This window comes from Ideonella lacteola, from assembly GCF_038066555.1.
In the GTDB taxonomy this organism is placed as follows: Bacteria; Pseudomonadota; Gammaproteobacteria; order Burkholderiales; family Burkholderiaceae_C; genus Ideonella; species Ideonella lacteola.
Window position 1 is genome coordinate 320,860 of sequence record NZ_JBBUTG010000004.1, and the last position, 16,499, is coordinate 337,358.

Here is a 16,499-nt window from a genome sequence, read left to right on the forward strand (position 1 = left end):
ACCCGGCGTTTCATCGCGGTTCGGCGCGCGGGGGCCGCGAGTGCCTTCACAATCGCCGGCCATGAAGCAACAACGAGCCGAATCATGGGGCGCCGCCCGGCGCGCCGGGCTGGCCTGGGGCTTGGCGCTGTGCACGCTGGCCGGGGCCGGGCCCGCGCCGGCGGCCGAGCCGGCGCTGGCCTTGAAGCCTTGTCGCCTGCGCGGGGTGGATCACGAGGCGCAGTGTGGGGTGCTGCGCCGACCTCTGGATCCTGCGCGCGCCGATGGCCCGCAGATCGACATCCATGTCGCCGTGCTGCCGGCGATCGCCCGCAACAAGAAGCCGGATCCGGTGCTGTTCTTTGCCGGCGGGCCAGGGCAGAGCGCGATCGGCGCTGCGCAGGCGGTGTCGCGGGTGTTGGGGCGTTTTCTGAACCGCCGTGATGTCATCTTGATCGACCAGCGCGGCACCGGGCGCAGCGCCCCGCTGAACTGCGAGGTGGATGCGCCCACCAAGCCGATCGCCGAGGCGATCAACCAGGGGCGACAGACGTCGATGCTGCAGGCGTGTCGCGACAGTCTCCAGAAGCTGCCCTACGGTGATCTGCGCCAGTTCACGACGACCATCGCGATGGCGGACGCCGACGCGGTGCGACGGGCGCTGGGCGCCGAGAAGGTCAACGTGATGGGTGGCTCGTACGGTACGCGTGCGGTGCTGGAGTACATGCGCCAGTTCCCGGGGCAGGTGCGACGCGCCATCATTGATGGGGTGGCGCCACCCGACATGGCGCTGCCGGGGTCGTTCTCGCCCGACGCGCAGCGCGCCTTCGATGCGCTGCTGGCAGCGTGCGAAGGGCCGCAGGCCGATGCCACCTGCCGCCAACGCTACCCGCAACTTCGCTCGCAGTGGGCGGCCGTGTTGGCCGCGATGCCGCGCGAGGTGGTGGTGCCGCACCCGGTGACAGGCCGCGAGGAGCGCTTCGTGCTGACGCGCGACATGCTGGTCGGCCTGGTGCGCTTGCCGCTGTATGTGCCGTCGCTGGCGTCGGCGCTGCCGTATGCCATCAGCGAGGCGGCGGCCGGCCGTTATGGCGCGATCGTCGGCCTGGCGACGTCGATGGGTGGCAACAGCCGCGGCATCGACCTTGCGATGGGCATGCACTTCTCGGTGGTCTGCGCGGAGGACATGCCGCGGCTGGGCAAGACCGCAGACAAGCCGGGCGCCGACTTCGGCGATGCGGCCTTGACGCAGTATCGAGATGCCTGCGCGATCTGGCCCAAGGCGACCGTGCCGGAAGCGTTCTACTCGATACCGCCGGCACAGGCTGCCACGCTGGTGCTGTCTGGGGGTGATGACCCGGTCACGCCGCCGCGCCATGGCGAGCGGGTCGCCAAGGCCCTCGGCGCCAAGGCGCGGCACGTGGTGGTGGCTCACGCCGGCCACGGCACGATGGCGATCGGTTGCATGCGCGATGTGATGTTCCGCTTCATTGATACCGACGCCGAGTCGGAGGCGCTCAATGCGGTGCAGAAGGATGCGGAATGCGCCAGCAGCCTGCCGCGGCCGCCCGCTTTCGCGATGCCCTTGCCGGTGGCCGCTTCGGCGCCGCCCCCAGCGCCCGCAGCTTCGGCGCCAGTGCCCCACCGGCGGCCCGGTCCTGACGACGCTCCCTCTTCGAAAGCCGACCGATGATTGAAGTCGAACAACTGGCCAAGCGCTTTGTGCAGGGGCGCGGGCGACAGGCGCGCGAGGTGCGTGCGGTGGACGGTGTGACGTGGCGCGCCGAGGATGGCCGCATCACCGGGCTGCTCGGGCCGAACGGGGCCGGCAAGACCACCACGCTGCGCATGGTGGCGGCGCTGATTCAGCCGGACGCCGGGCGCATCCGCGTCGACGGCATCGACGTGGCAGCCGAGCCGATGAAGGCGCTGGGTCGCATGGGGGTGCTGTCGGATTCGCGGGGCCTGTACCCGCGTTTGACCGCGCGCGAGAACATCGTCTACTACGGACGCCTGCATGGCCTGACGCACCGGGCGGCGGCGGCGCGTGCAGACGAGCTGGCGAAGGTGCTGGACATGGAGCCTCTGCTCGATCGCCGCACCGATGGATTCAGCCAGGGCGAGAAGATGAAAACGGCGTTGGCTCGCGCGCTGGTGCACAACCCACCCAACATCATCCTGGACGAGCCGACGAATGGCCTTGATGTGTTGGCCACGCGGGCGCTGCGCGAAGCGCTGCGCCGGCTGCGCGATGTCGAAGGCAAGTGCATCGTCTTTTCGACGCACATCATGCAAGAGGTGGAGCGCCTGTGTGACCACGTGATCGTGATCTCGCACGGGCGCACCGCGGCGCAGGGCACGGTGGCCGAGCTGTCGGCCCGCACCGGACAGACCGACTTTGAAGAAGCCTTTGTCGACCTGGCGTTCACGCCGGCCGAACGAGACCACGCTGGCCAGTTGGCCGGGGAGCAAGCCGCATGATGGCCCGATCAGCCTGGACCGTGTTCACCAAGGAATTGCGCGACGCGTTGCGCGACCGACGCACGCTGTTCATGGTCTTCCTCAGCTCGGTGGCCATCGGGCCGCTGGTGCTGGTCCTGATCTCCACGTTGGTTTCCGAGCTGGAAAAGCGTGCCGATGCGCGCGAGCTGGTCGCTGTCGGGATGGACAAGGCGCCGACGTTGCGCAACTACCTGCTGCGTCAGACGTACACGCTGCAGGTGGCCCCGCCGGACTACGAGAAACAACTGAAGGACAACAAGCTGGGGGATCCGGTGCTGGTGGTTCCGCCGGATTTCGAAGCCGACCTGGCGCGGGGTGAGGTGCCGGTGGTCCAGGTGATCACCAGCAGTGCCAACCAGCGTGCGCAGGGGGGCGCCGGGCGCATCATGCATCTGGTCGATGGCTTCAACCGGGAACAGGCGACGCTTCGGCTGGCGGTGCGTGGAGTGGGGCCGGTGGCGATGGAGGTGGTGGAGGTCAACGAGCTGGACCTGGCCAACCCCGCCACCCGGGCGGCGCAGTTGACGGGGATGCTGCCTTTCTTCGTTCTGATGGCTGTGATGTACGGCGCCTTGAATGCGGCGTTGGACACCACCGCCGGTGAGCGGGAGCGAGGTTCGCTCGAGCCGCTGTTGATGAACCCCGCGTCGCGCCTGGCGCTGGTGATCGGCAAATGGGGCGCCGTGGCGGCGGTGGGCATGTTGATCGCGGTGCTGTCTTCGCTGAGCTTCCTGCCGGGGCAGTGGCTGCTCAAGAGCGAGTCATTGGCGGCGATGTTCCAGTACGGGATGTCGGAGGCGTCCGCATTCCTGGCCTTGCTGGCGCCGTTGGCGGGGGCGTTGTCGGCGCTGCTGATGGCCATCGCGATCCGCTGCAAGAGCTTCAAAGAGGCTCAGGCCAACGCCACCGTGGTGGTGCTGGGCATGTCGATGTTGCCGATGATGATGCTGTTCAACCAGGAGGGCGAGAAGCCTTGGCACCTGTGGGTGCCGGGGCTGGCGCAGTCGACGCTGATGGGGCGCGTGCTCAAGGGCGAGCCGATGGGGGCGATGGATCTGGTGCTCCCTGCGGCGGCCTGTGGCGTGTTGGCGTTCGTCTGCCTGCTCTACGTCTCTCGACAATTCTCCAAGGCGGCGGTTCGCTGACCGCTCAGGCGGCGAAGCGCCTTCTCCGCGGTCGATGCGGTGAAGGCGCGGTGTGCGTCCTGGCGGATGCGGCGTCTTCGCTCAGGCCGCCTGGACGACGCGCCAGACCTCGTCTTGCCACGGCAGCTGGCAGACCATGCGGCTCAGGTGCAAGGCCGATTCGCGTGCGGCCAAGGGCTCGCCGTGTTCGCCCACCAGGCGTAAATTCGTCACGACGCACAAGGGGTTGGCCATCGCGACGACGCCCTCGGCGATCTGGATCCAGTCCCACGCGAGACCGGCCTGACCCTCGTCGAGGTATTCGCTCCAGACGGTCTGCCCGGCACACGGGCTGCCCCGACTGCCTGAGGTGGTCACGCGGGTGCCCAAGTGGACAAATCTTGCCTTACGCTTGATGCTGGCCTGGCAGAAAATGGCGGGCCAGGCATAAAGCGCCCAGGGGGGTGGCATGGAGACGCTGGAGGTCGTGTGCATGGTGGCCTTCTTCTTCGTCTGTACAGCCTGAAGTCTGGAGAGGTCCTGGTGCACCGGCTAGCTGTCAATCCTGTCAGGGTGATGTGATGAACAGTGGTGTGCTGAGCCACAGCTATCTGTCGATCATGGAAGCGAAGTCCATCGAAGACTTCCGTGGCCAGATCGTGCATTTCGCCAATGAGCTCGGGTTTCAGTACGTGTCGGCGATGACGGTCGTCGACCAGTCGTTGACGCGTTCAGATTTCGTCACGATCGACAACATGCCGCTGGACTATCGACAGGCGGGAGCCTCGGCGGTAGACACGCACCGACGCGACCCGGTGATGCAGCACTGCAAAAGGGGCGCGGTGCCGATCGTCTGGGATCAGGAAACGTACCTGCGTACCGGGGCGATCGACTTGTGGGAGGAGCAGGCCGCGTTTGGCTACCGCACGGGCATTGCCTTGGCGTTGCACCTGCCGGAGGGTCGACATTTCATGTTGGGCGTCGACCGTGATCAACGTCTGCCCAAGGAGCCGAGTGAACTGACACGCATCGTGGCTGATCTGCAGCTGTTTGCCGTGCATGCACAGGACACGGCATTGCGCTTGTTCGTGCCTGCAGAGAAGCTGGTCGAAACACCCTCACTGACGCCGCGCGAGCTCGAAGCGTTGCGTTGGACGATGGAGGGCAAGACAGCATGGGAAGTGGGCAGCATCCTCGGCATCAGTGAACGCACGGCCGTGCTGCACATCCAGAACGCGATGCGCAAGCTGGGATCGGTCAACAAGCACCAGGCGGTGCTGAAGGCACTGCGCCTTGGCCTGATTCACTGAGCTCTGCGTAGGCGGTGACACGTGGTTACCGCCGACCTGTAAGAGTTGACAGTGTTCGAAAAAGAGGGCGATTGCTTCAATGGCGGTACGCGCTGCGTCAGCGCATTCACCGACCGGAGTACCTATGAAGCAAGCCCTGTTGTCCTTGATCCGCCCCGTGTTGCGCCGCCCGGTGGCCGACTCTGTGCCGACCACGGGGATTCGCGAGCTTCGGTCTTCTGAACTGCGCCAAGTCAGTGGTGGCCCGCAAGACTCTCCGCGCACCGGGTGGTGATGTTGCGCTCGTCGATGACATGTTCGCTGCCATCGAATTGGAGCTGCTAACGAGTTGATTTGGCTGACCGCCCTGTTCGAATCCCTCCACAACCAGCGTCAGGTTTGTTGACGTCACCTTCGGGTGCGGTGGCAGATTTGGCTTGGTTGACTTTCAGGTGCTGGTGGCGTTCCGCTGCCAGCACCTCTTTTTTTTTGCCAGCGCTTCAGCCGTGACTCGGCGTCTTTCAGCGCGGCGGGTTGGGCCGGGTGGCGGTTTCGAGGGCGGTCAGCCACTGGATGGCGTGAGTGCGGCCGGCGCCGCACATCGTGTGAGAAGGCTGAAGCGATGTGCACACCGTGGGCCGACGAGGATCGCCGAAGAGGCGACATTGATCGTGCTCGTCGAGCTGTACGCACCGGACGCCAGCGGGTTTCCCGCTCGGCATGCCAGGGATCGGGCTGCTGATCGAGGGCGCGATGCAGCAGGCGCCGCAGCGCGGTCGGCAGGTGGCAGGGTCGGATGGCATGGCACGATTGTCACGCTGATCTCGGTGTGAATGTGTGCACTCGCTGACACGAGGCCGAGTCGGATGCCACAGTGGCATTGGGATCGATCCCTGATCGGGTGCTCGAAATCCGCGGGGTCTTTAAAATCAAGATCTTGCGCGCGGTTTTGGCGTGCTCACCCGGCTTGGGCCCTGCGATGGGGCCGTGAGGAATACGCCGTGATCTATCCCCAGGAATTTGACGTCATCGTGGTCGGTGGTGGCCACGCTGGCACTGAGGCCGCCTTGGCGGCCGCCCGCATGGGCTGCGCCACCTTGCTGCTGACGCACAACATCGAGACCTTGGGTCAGATGAGCTGCAACCCATCGATCGGCGGCATCGGCAAGGGGCACTTGGTCAAGGAGGTCGACGCGCTCGGTGGCGCCATGGCCTTGGCCACCGACGAGGCGGGGATCCAATTCCGCATCCTCAATTCGAGCAAGGGGCCCGCCGTGCGTGCCACCCGGGCTCAGGCGGACCGGGTGCTCTACAAGGCCGCCATCCGGCGACGTCTGGAGAACCAACCCAACTTGTGGTTGTTCCAGCAGGCGGTCGACGACTTGATGGTCGAGGGCGATCGCGTGGTGGGCGCAGTGACCCAGGTGGGTGTGCGTTTCCGCGCCCGTGCGGTGGTGTTGACGGCCGGCACGTTCCTGGACGGGCGCATTCACGTCGGGCTGCAGAACCACAGTGGCGGCCGGGCAGGGGATCCGCCCGCGGTCTCGCTGTCGGCGCGGCTCAAAGAGTTGAAGCTGCCGCAAGGTCGGCTCAAGACCGGCACACCGCCGCGCATTGACGGGCGGTCGATTGACTTTGCGCAACTCACGGAGCAACCCGGTGATCTGGACCCGGTGCCGGTGTTCAGCTTCATGGGATCGGCCGGCATGCACCCGCGGCAGGTGCCGTGCTGGATCACGCACACTAGTGCGCGCACCCACGAGATCATTCGGTCGGGCTTTGATCGCAGCCCCATGTTCACCGGCGTGATCGAGGGGGTGGGGCCGCGCTACTGCCCGAGCATCGAAGACAAGGTCAACCGGTTTGCCGACAAAGACAGCCACCAGATCTTCCTCGAGCCCGAAGGCTTGACCACGAACGAGTTCTACCCGAACGGCATTTCCACCTCGCTGCCTTTCGATGTGCAGTTGGCCGCGGTGCGATCGATGCCGGGTTTGGCGGGTGCCCACATCTTGCGGCCCGGGTATGCCATTGAGTACGACTACTTCGATCCGCGCGAGCTGAAGCCGAGCTTCGAGACACGGGCGATCGGCGGCCTCTACTTCGCCGGGCAGATCAATGGCACGACAGGCTACGAAGAGGCGGCGGCGCAGGGCCTTTACGCCGGCGTGAACGCGGCCCTCGCCGCCAAGGGGGTGGCGCCCTTGTCATTGCGGCGCGACCAGGCCTACTTGGGTGTGCTGGTGGATGACCTGGTCACCAAGGGTGTCACCGAGCCTTACCGCATGTTCACCAGCCGCGCCGAGTTCCGGCTGCAGCTGCGCGAGGACAACGCCGACGCGCGGCTGACCGAGCTGGGGCGGAGCCTGGGATTGGTGGGCGACGACCGCTGGGCGGCCTTCCAGCGCAAGCGCGACGCACTGGCACGTGAGGCGGAGAGACTGCGCTCGACATGGGTGCATCCGGGCATCTTGTCGCCGGAGGTGGCCGAGCCCGTGTTGGGCAAGCCGATCGAGCGCGAGTACAGCCTGGCAGATCTGCTGCGCAGGCCTGGCATTGGCTACGACCAGATTGCCGCGCTGGCCGCGCATGCTCGACCCGACGCGGGTGTTTCACGTGAAACGTTGCGCAGTGAACTGGGGCCGGAGCTGACCGACGCGTTGATCGACCAGCTGGAAATCGCGGTCAAGTACGCGGGCTACATCACCAAGCAGGTCGACGAGGTGGAGCGATCGATGGCCTATGAGAGTCTCGCCCTGCCGCCCGAGCTGGACTACGCCCAAGTGACTGCACTCAGCTTCGAGGTCCGGCAGAAACTCAATCGCCACCGGCCTGCCACCCTGGGGCAGGCGGCGCGCATCTCGGGTGTGACGCCGGCCGCTGTTTCGCTGCTCCTGGTGCATCTGAAGAAGAAGCGATTCGCTGGGTTCACGGGACGGGTTGGAGCGCCGGACGCTGGCGATGAATCTGCCGCCGCGGCCGAAGACAAGCCCGCCAACGCTGCTTGATGCAGCCCGCTCGCCAGCCGCCAGCGTTCGGCCGCTGGTCAACTACATCAATTCCCACGACGTGACCGACACCATCTCCCACCCCTTGGCCGGCCCCCTCGATCGCGGACTGAACGCCTTGGGCTTGCCGCTTCCGCCGGCGGTGCAACGGCGACTGCTCTCCTATCTCGACTTGATCGCCCAGTGGAATCGTGTCTACAACCTCACTGCGATTCGTGACCCTGGGTCAATGCTGGTCCAGCACCTTCTGGACTGCCTCGCCATCGTCCAGCCCCTGCGGCGTGAAGCGGGTCAAGCAGGTGAGGGGAGCAGTGGTCTGAAGGCGGGCTGCCGGGTGTTGGACGTGGGCAGCGGCGCAGGTCTGCCTGGCGTGGTGTTGGCCATTTGTGAGCCGGAATGGTCCGTCACCTGCGTGGATGCGGTGGCCAAGAAGGCCAGCTTCATTCGGCAGGTGGCGGCAGAGCTTCAACTGACGAACCTGACGGCGACGCACCAGCGGGTCGAGGACATGGACGATGCGCCCTTCGACCTCATCACGTCGCGCGCATTCGCCACGCTGTCGGATTTCATCAGCCTGACGACGGCGCGCTTGGCGCCGGGTGGGCGGTGGGTCGCGATGAAGGCCCATCTCTCGCCCGAAGAGCGGGCGGGGGTGCCAGCGAACGTCGAAGTGTTTCACGTGGAACCATTGACGGTGCCCGGCCTGGACGCAGCCAGATGCCTGGTGTGGATGCGACCCCAGGCCGGTTGAGGGCGTGACGCCGGGCGGGGTCGTCCACCGGCCATCCCCAGGCTATTCATCGGCCTGCCCACAGCTTTATCCACAGACGCCCGCTCCCGCGCCAGCGACAATCAGCCACCATGTCCCGAATCTTTTGCATCGCCAATCAGAAGGGCGGCGTCGGCAAGACGACCACCAGTGTCAATCTGGCTGCCGGATTGGCGCGAGTCGGGCAGCGCGTCTTGCTCGTGGACCTCGATCCCCAGGGCAACGCGACCATGGGCTCGGGGGTCGACAAACGCAAGCTCGAGGCCAGCGTTTACGACGTCTTGCTGGAGAGCGCGAGCGTCGCTGAGGCCCGCTCCCGCTCGGAATCGGGTGGCTACGACGTGCTCGGCGCCAACCGCGAACTGGCGGGCGCGGAGGTTGAGTTGGTGGCGCTAGAGCACCGCAACGAGCGGCTGCGGCGCGCCTTGAAAGCAGCAGACGCGGACTACGACTTCGTGCTGATCGACTGCCCGCCCTCGCTCAGTCTGCTCACGCTGAATGGCTTGTGCAGCGCGCATGGCGTCATCGTCCCGATGCAGTGCGAGTACTTTGCCCTCGAAGGCCTGACCGACCTGGTCAATACCATCAAGCAGGTCCACGCCAATTTGAACCGCGACCTCGAGCTGATCGGCCTCTTGCGGGTGATGTTCGATCCCCGGATCACCCTGCAGACCCAGGTGAGCGATCAGCTGAAGGCCCACTTCGGCGAAAAGGTGTTCGACACCGTCATCCCCCGCAACGTGCGGCTGGCCGAAGCGCCCAGCTACGGGCTGCCCGGTGTGGTGTTCGACCCGGCATCAAAAGGGGCCCAGGCCTTCATCGATTTCGCACGGGAGATGGTGGCGCGCGTCAGCTCAGCGGCCCCCTCCACGACCCCCCATACCCTGGTGGGCAGTGCCTGAGCTGCAGCGCACGACCGCTGGACAACACACCGCCATGGAGATTCTCGACTTGCATCCACTCACCCAGGACGACGCCGGCCTCGACGCTCATTCCACGAACCGGCTCAACAGCGCACGCCCCCGCCTGGTGGCACTCTTCGCTGCCACCGCTTTGGCGGCGACCCTCACCGCGTGCGGGGGAGGGGGGGATGGCGGGACATCTCCCTTCCCGGTGCCCCCACCCCCGCCGCCGCCCCCGGCGAGCGACGCAGCCCAGGTCTGCGCACCGACCAACCCCTATCGATCGGACGCGCTCGACACCACGCGGACCGGCACTCTCGACAACGAGAAGGCCTGGATACACAGCTACATGAACCAGGCCTACCTCTGGTTCGGCGAGATCCCCAGCGTCGACGCCAGCGCCGCCATGTTCAGCAACACCTCAGACGTGTACCTGTCGCTGGACAACTACTTCACCGCCCAGCTCACGCCGGCCTTGACGCCCTCGGGCAAGCGCCGCGACCAGTTCAGCTTCACCTATCCCACCAAGGCCTGGAACGACCTGATCAACTCAGGCTCCACCTCGGGGTACGGGATCAACTGGGCCGCCGACAGCTGGAACAGCCTGCCGCGTGGCATCCGCATCGCAACCGTCGAGCCGGGCTCGCCGGCGGCCTTGGCCGGCCTGATGCGCGGTGATCTGCTGGTCACGGCCGACGGCGCCAGCGCCGATGCCAGTGACAGCGCCGGCATCGACACCCTGAACGCGGCCCTGTTCCCGAGCGCCAACGGGGAATCCCATCGCTTCACCTTCACCCGGGTCGACGGATCGTCCATCACCCGATCGGTGACCAGCGCGGACGTGACGCTCGACCCGGTGCCCACCACCCTGGTGCTGGACAACGCGGGCGCCAAGGTGGGCTACATCGTCTTCAACGACCACATCGCCAGTTCGGAGCAGAAGCTGATTGACGCCATCACGGCGTTGAAGGCGGCTGCCGTGACCGACTTGGTGCTCGACCTTCGCTACAACGGTGGCGGCTACCTCTACCTCGCCAGCGAGTTGGCCTACATGGTGGCCGGCAGCGGCCCCACGGCCGGCAAGGTGTTCGAACACCTGCAATACAACAGCAAGCGAAGCAGCGAGACCAACAGCGAAGACGCCAAGACGCCCTTCTACGACACCTCATGCATCCTCGACAGCAACTTCGAGTGCAGCCGCCGTCAGGCCTTGCCGACGCTCAATCTGTCCCGCGTCACGGTGATCGCCACCGACAGCACCTGCTCGGCGAGTGAGGCCATCATCAACGGCCTGCGCGGGGTTGACATCGACGTCCGCGTCATCGGCAGCACCACCTGCGGCAAGCCCTACGGATTCACCGCCAAAGACAACTGCGGCATCTCGTACTTCCCCATCGAGTTCAAGGGGGTCAACCAGAAGGGCTACGGCGACTACGCCGACGGGTTCACACCCACCTGTCCGGTGAGCGACGACTTCACCCGCGCCCTGGGCACGGTGGAAGAGGGCATGCTGTCCGCGGCGCTCTACAACCTCACCCACAACGCGTGTGACGTGGCGGCCGCCCAGGCGAGCCGCCGCTCCATCCTGGCCTCGGGAGAGCGTGCAACACCGCGCTTGCTGCGCGGGCCGTGGCGCGAGAGCAAGATCGCTTTGCCGCGTCGCTGACCCCGGCGGCAGTGCCAGGCGGGCCGGGCCCGGCCGGGCCGACTGGCAACCCTGTCGCGCAGCCCTGAAGGCTGCCGGCAGGGGCTCACCCTTCAGGGAAGGCGGTGCCCTACAGGCCGAGGCCTTCGTCCTTGCCCAGATGGACGTTCATCGCTTGCACGGCGGCACCGCTGGCGCCCTTGCCCAGGTTGTCCAGGCGGGCCATCAGAACGGCCTGGCGCTCGTTCGCAAAGACGAAGATGTCCACACGGTTGGTGTCGTTGCACGCCTGCACGTCGAAGAAGCCTTGCTCCAGCGTGCTTGGGTCAGACAAGGGCATCACCCGCACAAAGCGTTCTTGCGCATAGCGGGCCGACAACGCATCGTGCAGTTGATGGCCGGTCACCATACCCGGCAGCTCCTGCAGATGCAAGGGCACACTCACCGCCAAACCCTTGTAGAAATTGGCCACGATGGGCATGAAGACCGGCGCTGTCCGCAGGCCGGTGTGGGCCACCATCTCGGGCAGATGCTTGTGTGACAGCGTCAGCCCATACGGCCGCGGCGAGTCCAGCGCCGGGTCGCCGCCAGCCTGGTACTGCTCGATCATCTTCTTGCCGCCCCCGGAGTACCCGGTGATCGAGGTGGCGGTGACCAACGCGTCGGCCGGCACCAAGCCCGCATCCACCAGCGGGCGCAGCAGCAGGATGAACGCGGTGGCATGGCATCCCGGGTTCGCGATCCGTTTGCTCTGCCGAAGCATCTGCCGCTGATCGGGGGCCAACTCGGGCAGCCCGAACACCCAGCCCGATGCGGTGCGGTGGGCGGTGCTGGCGTCGATCAGGCAGGTGTGGGAGTTCGTGACCATGGCCGCCGCCTCGCGCGACGCCGCATCCGGCAGGCAGAGAAAGGCCACATCGGCGGCGTTCAACAGGCGCGCGCGCTCGACCGGATCCTTGCGCTTGTCCGGGTCGATCTTGAGCACCTCGATGTCGCCACGCAATGCTAGGTACTCGTGGATGCGCAGGCCGGTGGTGCCTTCTTGGCCGTCAACGTACACGCGGGTGGTCATGGGCATTCCTTGGCGGTGGGGGTGGGGCCGCCCGAGCGGGCGGCGCCAGAATCAGGGGATTCCCTGGAGCATACGGCAAGCTTTCGGACATGAACGCGACGACGACACTGAACCCAGCATCCCACCCGCGCGTGCTGTTGCTGCCTGGCTGGCTCGATTCCGGCCCGGGGCATTGGCAGACCCTGTGGGCCGACCGCTTCGGCGACCAGCGCGTGGAGCAGGCCGATTGGCAATGGCCACGTCGGGGCGATTGGATGGCGCGTCTGGAGGAGGTCATCCTCGAAGACGACCGACGCGTGCTGCTGGCGGCTCACAGCCTGGGCTGCCATCTGGTCGCGGCATGGGCCGCGCATTCGCGCCACACCGGGCGCGTTTCGGCCGCCTTGCTGGTCGCGCCCCCCGATCTGGAGCAAGCGGATACACCCGTGCAGCTTCACCACTGGCGGCCAACGATTCGTCGGCCCTTGCCATTTCCAGCCCTGGTGGCCTACAGCGACAACGACCCATTCAGCGGCGCCTCTTCGTCGCGCGAGATCACCGCCGCCTGGGGTGCCGCCAGCCACGCCTGCGGCCCTCGGGGCCACTTGAATGCCGAGTCCGGCCTGGGTGACTGGCCTGCCGGCCGGGCCATGCTGATCGGCCTGGCCACAGGCCGGTGAGGGGTGCCGGGGGCAGGGTAGCCACGGCATCACACGGTCGCGTTAGCCGGCCGATCGCGCAGCGGCTCGGCCCCCGGCCCGGCTGAATGCCGACGCAGGCGCGACAATCATCCTCATGGCAACGAAAAAACCCAAGGGCCTGGGCATGGGCCTGGAGGCTCTGCTCGGTCCCACCGTCAGCGAGACCGCGACAGATCCGAAGTCGGCTGAAGGGCATCCGAGCGTGCTGAAGGTCGGCCAGCTGCAGGCCGGCAAGTACCAGCCGCGAACCCGCATGGACGAGGGGTCGCTGTACGAGCTGGCCGAGAGCATCAAGAGCCAGGGTGTGATGCAGCCCATTCTGGTGCGGCCCTTGGGTGCCAGCGACCAGGCCACGGGCGCGGCGCGTTACGAAATCATCGCCGGTGAGCGCCGCTTCAGAGCGGCCCAGCTGGCGGGCCTGGGTGAGGTGCCGGTGCTGGTCAAGCCGGTGCCGGACGAAGCGGCTGCCGTGATGGCGCTGATCGAGAACATCCAGCGCGAAGACCTCAACCCTCTGGAAGAGGCGCAAGGCCTGAAGCGCCTGGTCGATGAGTTTGGGCTGACCCACGAGCAGGCCGCTCAAGCGGTCGGGCGTTCGCGCAGCGCGGCCACCAACCTGCTGCGCCTTCTCAACCTGGCCGCCCCCGTGCAGCAGATGCTGATGGCGGGCGACCTCGACATGGGCCATGCGCGGGCATTGCTGCCCCTGGCCAGTGCGCAGCAGATCCTCTCGGCCAACGAAATCGTGGCGAAGAAGCTCTCGGTGCGTGATGCCGAGAAGCTGGCCACCAAGGCGATGAACCCGGGCCGCCAGACGCCCCTGCTGCGTGTAGCGCAAGAGAAGTCACGTGACATCGTGCGGCTCGAGGAGCAGCTGGCCGACGCCTTGACCGCTGACGTCGAGATTCGTGTGCAACGCAAGACCAAGCGCGGCGAGCAAGGTGAGATCGCGATCCGATTCAGCTCGCTCGACGAGCTGTCGGGGCTGCTCGACAAGCTGGGCGTTCAGGATCGTTGAGCGCCGTCCCGTGTGGCCGCTGACGATCGGCAGGCCCTCGTTCGCGCGTGCAAGCAACCGTGTGCCCAATGGTGCATGTCGATAGGCGTTTGCACACGGGCGCCCACACATCGCCGCTCGCGGATCGGCGCGTGAAGGTGGCGCGTGTTCAGATGCCCACCTTGCCACACTCCGCACGTTTGGACGCATCTCGGCCCCTGTTGCTTGTGGCGTGAATTCATCGGCCCCTAGCCCTGCGGGCGCGAAACGAGATATAACAGGTTGACCGCACGGCGCTGCGTTGAACGGAGTACGCAGTCGGGACGCGAGGTGATCGTGATCCAGGCCGATGATGTGGGGGGCCAATGGCCCGCTTTTTGCTCGATTGATTGCAGGAGAGAAGCACAAGCTGTCACCGTCAACGCCACTTGATGCGTTGCAAGACCTGAAGACCGGAAAGCTCTGATGACGCCCGGGTCCGTACAGCCGGGACGCCATCAGAACTTCCCAGACGCTGCGCCGGAGGGGTCCCTCGCGCCGCGCCGCCCTGACGCACATTGACAGGAGGTCTTGCATGGACGTGATGAGCAGCTTCGCCGCCCGGTACGAGCGCACCCGCGAGGAGGAGATATCCCTCGCGGACTACCTGGCCGAATGCAAGCGCAACCCCTTGGCCTACGCCACGGCCGCCGAGCGCATGCTCAAGGCCATTGGCGAGCCGCAGATGGTGGACACCCGCAACGATCCGCGGCTGTCTCGTCTGTTCGCCAACAAGGTCATCAAGATCTACCCCGCGTTCGCCGAGTTCTACGGCATGGAGGATTCGATCGAGCAGGTCGTCTCCTATTTCCGGCACGCCGCGCAGGGCCTGGAAGAAAAGAAACAGATCCTCTACCTGCTGGGCCCGGTCGGTGGCGGCAAGAGCTCGATCGCCGAGCGGCTGAAGCAATTGATGGAGCTGGTGCCGTTCTACGCGATCAAGGGATCGCCGGTCAACGAATCGCCGCTGGGGCTGTTCAACGCCGAAGAAGATGGCCCGCTGCTCGAGAGCGAGTACGGCATCCCGCGCCGCTACCTGAACCGCATCATGAGCCCGTGGGCCGTGAAGCGGCTGGAAGAGTACGGCGGTGACATCCGGCAGTTCAAGGTGGTCAAGCGCCACCCCAGTGTGCTCAAGCAGATCGGCGTGTCCAAGACCGAGCCGGGTGACGAGAACAACCAGGACATCTCCAGCCTGGTCGGCAAGGTCGATATCCGCAAGCTTGAGACCTACGCTCAAGACGACCCGGATGCCTACAGCTACTCCGGCGGCCTCTGCCTGTCGAACCAGGGGCTGATGGAGTTCGTCGAAATGTTCAAGGCGCCGATCAAGGTGCTGCACCCCTTGCTCACCGCCACGCAGGAAGGCAACTTCAAGGGAACAGAAGGCTTTGGCGCCATTCCCTTCGACGGTGTGGTGCTCGCTCACTCGAACGAGAGTGAGTGGAAGGCCTTCCGCAACAACAAGAACAACGAGGCCTTCCTGGACCGGGTCTACATCGTCAAGGTGCCGTATTGCCTGCGGGTCTCCGAAGAGATCAAGATCTACGAGAAGCTGATCCGCAACTCCTCGTTGGCCGAGGCGAAATGCGCGCCCGGCACGCTGAAGATGATGAGCCAGTTCGCGATCCTGACGCGGCTGAAGGAGCCTGAAAATTCATCGCTGTACTCGAAGATGCAGGTCTACGACGGCGAGAACCTGAAGGACACCGACCCGCGCGCCAAGAGCTACCAGGAGTACCGCGACTACGCCGGCGTGGACGAGGGCATGGCCGGTATATCCACCCGCTTCGCGTTCAAGATCATCTCGAAGGTCTTCAACTTCGACAGCCAGGAAGTCGCCGCCAACCCGGTGCACTTGATGTACGTGCTCGAGCAGCAGATCGAGCGCGAGCAATTCCCGCAGGAACTCGAGCAGAAGTACATCGGCTTCATCAAGGAACAGCTGGCGCCGCGCTACGCCGAATTCATCGGCAAAGAGATCCAGACGGCGTATCTTGAGAGCTACAGCGAGTACGGCCAGAACATCTTCGACCGCTACGTCACCTACGCCGACTATTGGATCCAGGATCAGGAGTACCGCGACACCGACACCGGCGAGGTCTTCGACCGTGCCAGCCTGAACGCCGAACTCGAAAAAATCGAGAAGCCGGCGGGCATCGCCAACCCGAAGGATTTCCGCAACGAGATCGTCAACTTCGTGCTGCGCGCGCGCGCCAACAACGCGGGCAAGAACCCGAACTGGACCAGCTACGAAAAGCTGCGTTCGGTGATCGAGAAGAAGATGTTCTCGAACACCGAAGAGTTGCTGCCCGTCATCAGCTTCAACGCCAAGGCCAGCGCCGACGAGGCGAAGAAGCACGAGGACTTCGTGCAGCGCATGGTCGAGAAGGGCTACACCGCCAAACAGGTGCGGCTGTTGTGCGAGTGGTACCTGCGCGTGCGCAAGGCCTCTTGATGCCCACACCGCGAAGACCCTAACCGACGAGAGGC

The 16,499-nt window shown here is 65.7% G+C and carries 14 protein-coding genes; 11 read left to right on the forward strand and 3 right to left on the reverse strand.

Features of this window, described 5'->3' with window-relative positions; all coding sequences use genetic code 11:
• Positions 1-61 precede the first annotated feature (61 nt).
• From AACH06_RS09405 to AACH06_RS09415, 3 genes are read left to right on the forward strand one after another with little or no spacing between them, the layout of a single operon-like run.
• On the forward strand, positions 62-1,672 hold the full coding sequence (locus AACH06_RS09405; RefSeq protein WP_341425396.1) for an alpha/beta hydrolase: 1,611 nt from the start codon (positions 62-64) through the stop codon (positions 1,670-1,672).
• Entirely contained in the window at positions 1,669-2,460 is a 792-nt protein-coding gene (locus AACH06_RS09410) for an ABC transporter ATP-binding protein (protein WP_341425397.1), read from the forward strand. Before AACH06_RS09405 ends, AACH06_RS09410 begins: the two co-directional genes overlap by 4 nt.
• Positions 2,457-3,626: an ABC transporter permease gene (locus AACH06_RS09415; RefSeq protein WP_341425398.1), complete on the forward strand. Its 1,170-nt coding sequence runs from the start codon at positions 2,457-2,459 to the stop codon at positions 3,624-3,626. The genes AACH06_RS09410 and AACH06_RS09415 overlap by 4 nt, the downstream gene beginning before the upstream one ends.
• An 81-nt stretch (positions 3,627-3,707) precedes the next feature.
• On the opposite strand, the gene AACH06_RS09420 is transcribed toward AACH06_RS09415, so the two are convergent.
• Complete coding sequence (locus AACH06_RS09420) at positions 3,708-4,100, reverse strand: hypothetical protein (RefSeq protein ID WP_341425399.1); 393 nt, start codon at positions 4,098-4,100, stop codon at positions 3,708-3,710.
• An 86-nt stretch (positions 4,101-4,186) separates the two neighbouring features.
• On the opposite strand from AACH06_RS09420, the gene AACH06_RS09425 reads away from it, so the two are divergent.
• Positions 4,187-4,915 carry a helix-turn-helix transcriptional regulator gene (locus AACH06_RS09425; RefSeq protein ID WP_341425400.1) on the forward strand — a complete coding sequence of 243 codons (729 nt, stop codon included), beginning with the start codon at positions 4,187-4,189 and terminating at the stop codon, positions 4,913-4,915.
• 500 nt (positions 4,916-5,415) lie between these two features.
• Here the strand turns inward: AACH06_RS09425 and AACH06_RS09430 are convergent, their stop codons facing one another.
• Positions 5,416-5,697, reverse strand: coding sequence for a YkgJ family cysteine cluster protein (locus tag AACH06_RS09430; RefSeq protein ID WP_341425401.1), 282 nt, complete (start codon positions 5,695-5,697; stop codon positions 5,416-5,418).
• A 198-nt stretch (positions 5,698-5,895) separates the two neighbouring features.
• On the opposite strand from AACH06_RS09430, the gene mnmG reads away from it, so the two are divergent.
• The 4 genes from mnmG to AACH06_RS09450 all read left to right on the forward strand — a co-directional run bounded on the left by mnmG (position 5,896) and on the right by AACH06_RS09450 (position 11,239).
• Positions 5,896-7,902, forward strand: a complete 2,007-nt coding sequence (mnmG, locus tag AACH06_RS09435; protein ID WP_341425402.1) for a tRNA uridine-5-carboxymethylaminomethyl(34) synthesis enzyme MnmG — start codon at positions 5,896-5,898, stop codon at positions 7,900-7,902.
• 61 nt (positions 7,903-7,963) lie between these two features.
• Positions 7,964-8,653: a 16S rRNA (guanine(527)-N(7))-methyltransferase RsmG gene (gene rsmG / locus AACH06_RS09440; RefSeq protein WP_341425403.1), complete on the forward strand. Its 690-nt coding sequence runs from the start codon at positions 7,964-7,966 to the stop codon at positions 8,651-8,653.
• 110 nt (positions 8,654-8,763) lie between these two features.
• Positions 8,764-9,573, forward strand: coding sequence for a ParA family protein (locus AACH06_RS09445; RefSeq protein WP_341425404.1), 810 nt, complete (start codon positions 8,764-8,766; stop codon positions 9,571-9,573).
• A gap of 34 nt (positions 9,574-9,607) precedes the next feature.
• Positions 9,608-11,239, forward strand: coding sequence for a S41 family peptidase (locus AACH06_RS09450; protein WP_341425405.1), 1,632 nt, complete (start codon positions 9,608-9,610; stop codon positions 11,237-11,239).
• A 109-nt stretch (positions 11,240-11,348) separates the two neighbouring features.
• Here the strand turns inward: AACH06_RS09450 and argC are convergent, their stop codons facing one another.
• Positions 11,349-12,290, reverse strand: coding sequence for an N-acetyl-gamma-glutamyl-phosphate reductase (gene argC, locus AACH06_RS09455; protein WP_341425406.1), 942 nt, complete (start codon positions 12,288-12,290; stop codon positions 11,349-11,351).
• Between the two features lie 89 nt (positions 12,291-12,379).
• On the opposite strand from argC, the gene AACH06_RS09460 reads away from it, so the two are divergent.
• The 3 genes from AACH06_RS09460 to AACH06_RS09470 all read left to right on the forward strand — a co-directional run bounded on the left by AACH06_RS09460 (position 12,380) and on the right by AACH06_RS09470 (position 16,464).
• Positions 12,380-12,949 (forward strand): RBBP9/YdeN family alpha/beta hydrolase, encoded by a 570-nt coding sequence (locus tag AACH06_RS09460; protein ID WP_341425407.1) that lies wholly within the window; start codon positions 12,380-12,382, stop codon positions 12,947-12,949.
• Positions 12,950-13,064: 115 nt separating this feature from the next.
• Complete coding sequence (locus tag AACH06_RS09465) at positions 13,065-13,988, forward strand: ParB/RepB/Spo0J family partition protein (protein ID WP_341425408.1); 924 nt, start codon at positions 13,065-13,067, stop codon at positions 13,986-13,988.
• Between the two features lie 553 nt (positions 13,989-14,541).
• Positions 14,542-16,464 (forward strand): PrkA family serine protein kinase, encoded by a 1,923-nt coding sequence (locus AACH06_RS09470; protein ID WP_341425409.1) that lies wholly within the window; start codon positions 14,542-14,544, stop codon positions 16,462-16,464.
• Positions 16,465-16,499: the final 35 nt, after the last annotated feature.

What these genes read in the sequence shown, in the direction of transcription:
- AACH06_RS09405 (WP_341425396.1), top strand. Translation starts at nt 62, where the DNA reads ATGAAGCAACAACGAGCCGAATCATGGGGCGCCGCCCGGCGCGCCGGG.
- AACH06_RS09410 (WP_341425397.1), top strand. Translation starts at nt 1,669, where the DNA reads ATGATTGAAGTCGAACAACTGGCCAAGCGCTTTGTGCAGGGGCGCGGG.
- AACH06_RS09415 (WP_341425398.1), top strand. Translation starts at nt 2,457, where the DNA reads ATGATGGCCCGATCAGCCTGGACCGTGTTCACCAAGGAATTGCGCGAC.
- AACH06_RS09420 (WP_341425399.1), bottom strand. Translation starts at nt 4,100, where the DNA reads ATGCACACGACCTCCAGCGTCTCCATGCCACCCCCCTGGGCGCTTTAT.
- AACH06_RS09425 (WP_341425400.1), top strand. Translation starts at nt 4,187, where the DNA reads ATGAACAGTGGTGTGCTGAGCCACAGCTATCTGTCGATCATGGAAGCG.
- AACH06_RS09430 (WP_341425401.1), bottom strand. Translation starts at nt 5,697, where the DNA reads ATGCCATCCGACCCTGCCACCTGCCGACCGCGCTGCGGCGCCTGCTGC.
- AACH06_RS09445 (WP_341425404.1), top strand. Translation starts at nt 8,764, where the DNA reads ATGTCCCGAATCTTTTGCATCGCCAATCAGAAGGGCGGCGTCGGCAAG.
- AACH06_RS09450 (WP_341425405.1), top strand. Translation starts at nt 9,608, where the DNA reads ATGGAGATTCTCGACTTGCATCCACTCACCCAGGACGACGCCGGCCTC.
- argC (WP_341425406.1), bottom strand. Translation starts at nt 12,290, where the DNA reads ATGACCACCCGCGTGTACGTTGACGGCCAAGAAGGCACCACCGGCCTG.
- AACH06_RS09460 (WP_341425407.1), top strand. Translation starts at nt 12,380, where the DNA reads ATGAACGCGACGACGACACTGAACCCAGCATCCCACCCGCGCGTGCTG.
- AACH06_RS09465 (WP_341425408.1), top strand. Translation starts at nt 13,065, where the DNA reads ATGGCAACGAAAAAACCCAAGGGCCTGGGCATGGGCCTGGAGGCTCTG.
- AACH06_RS09470 (WP_341425409.1), top strand. Translation starts at nt 14,542, where the DNA reads ATGGACGTGATGAGCAGCTTCGCCGCCCGGTACGAGCGCACCCGCGAG.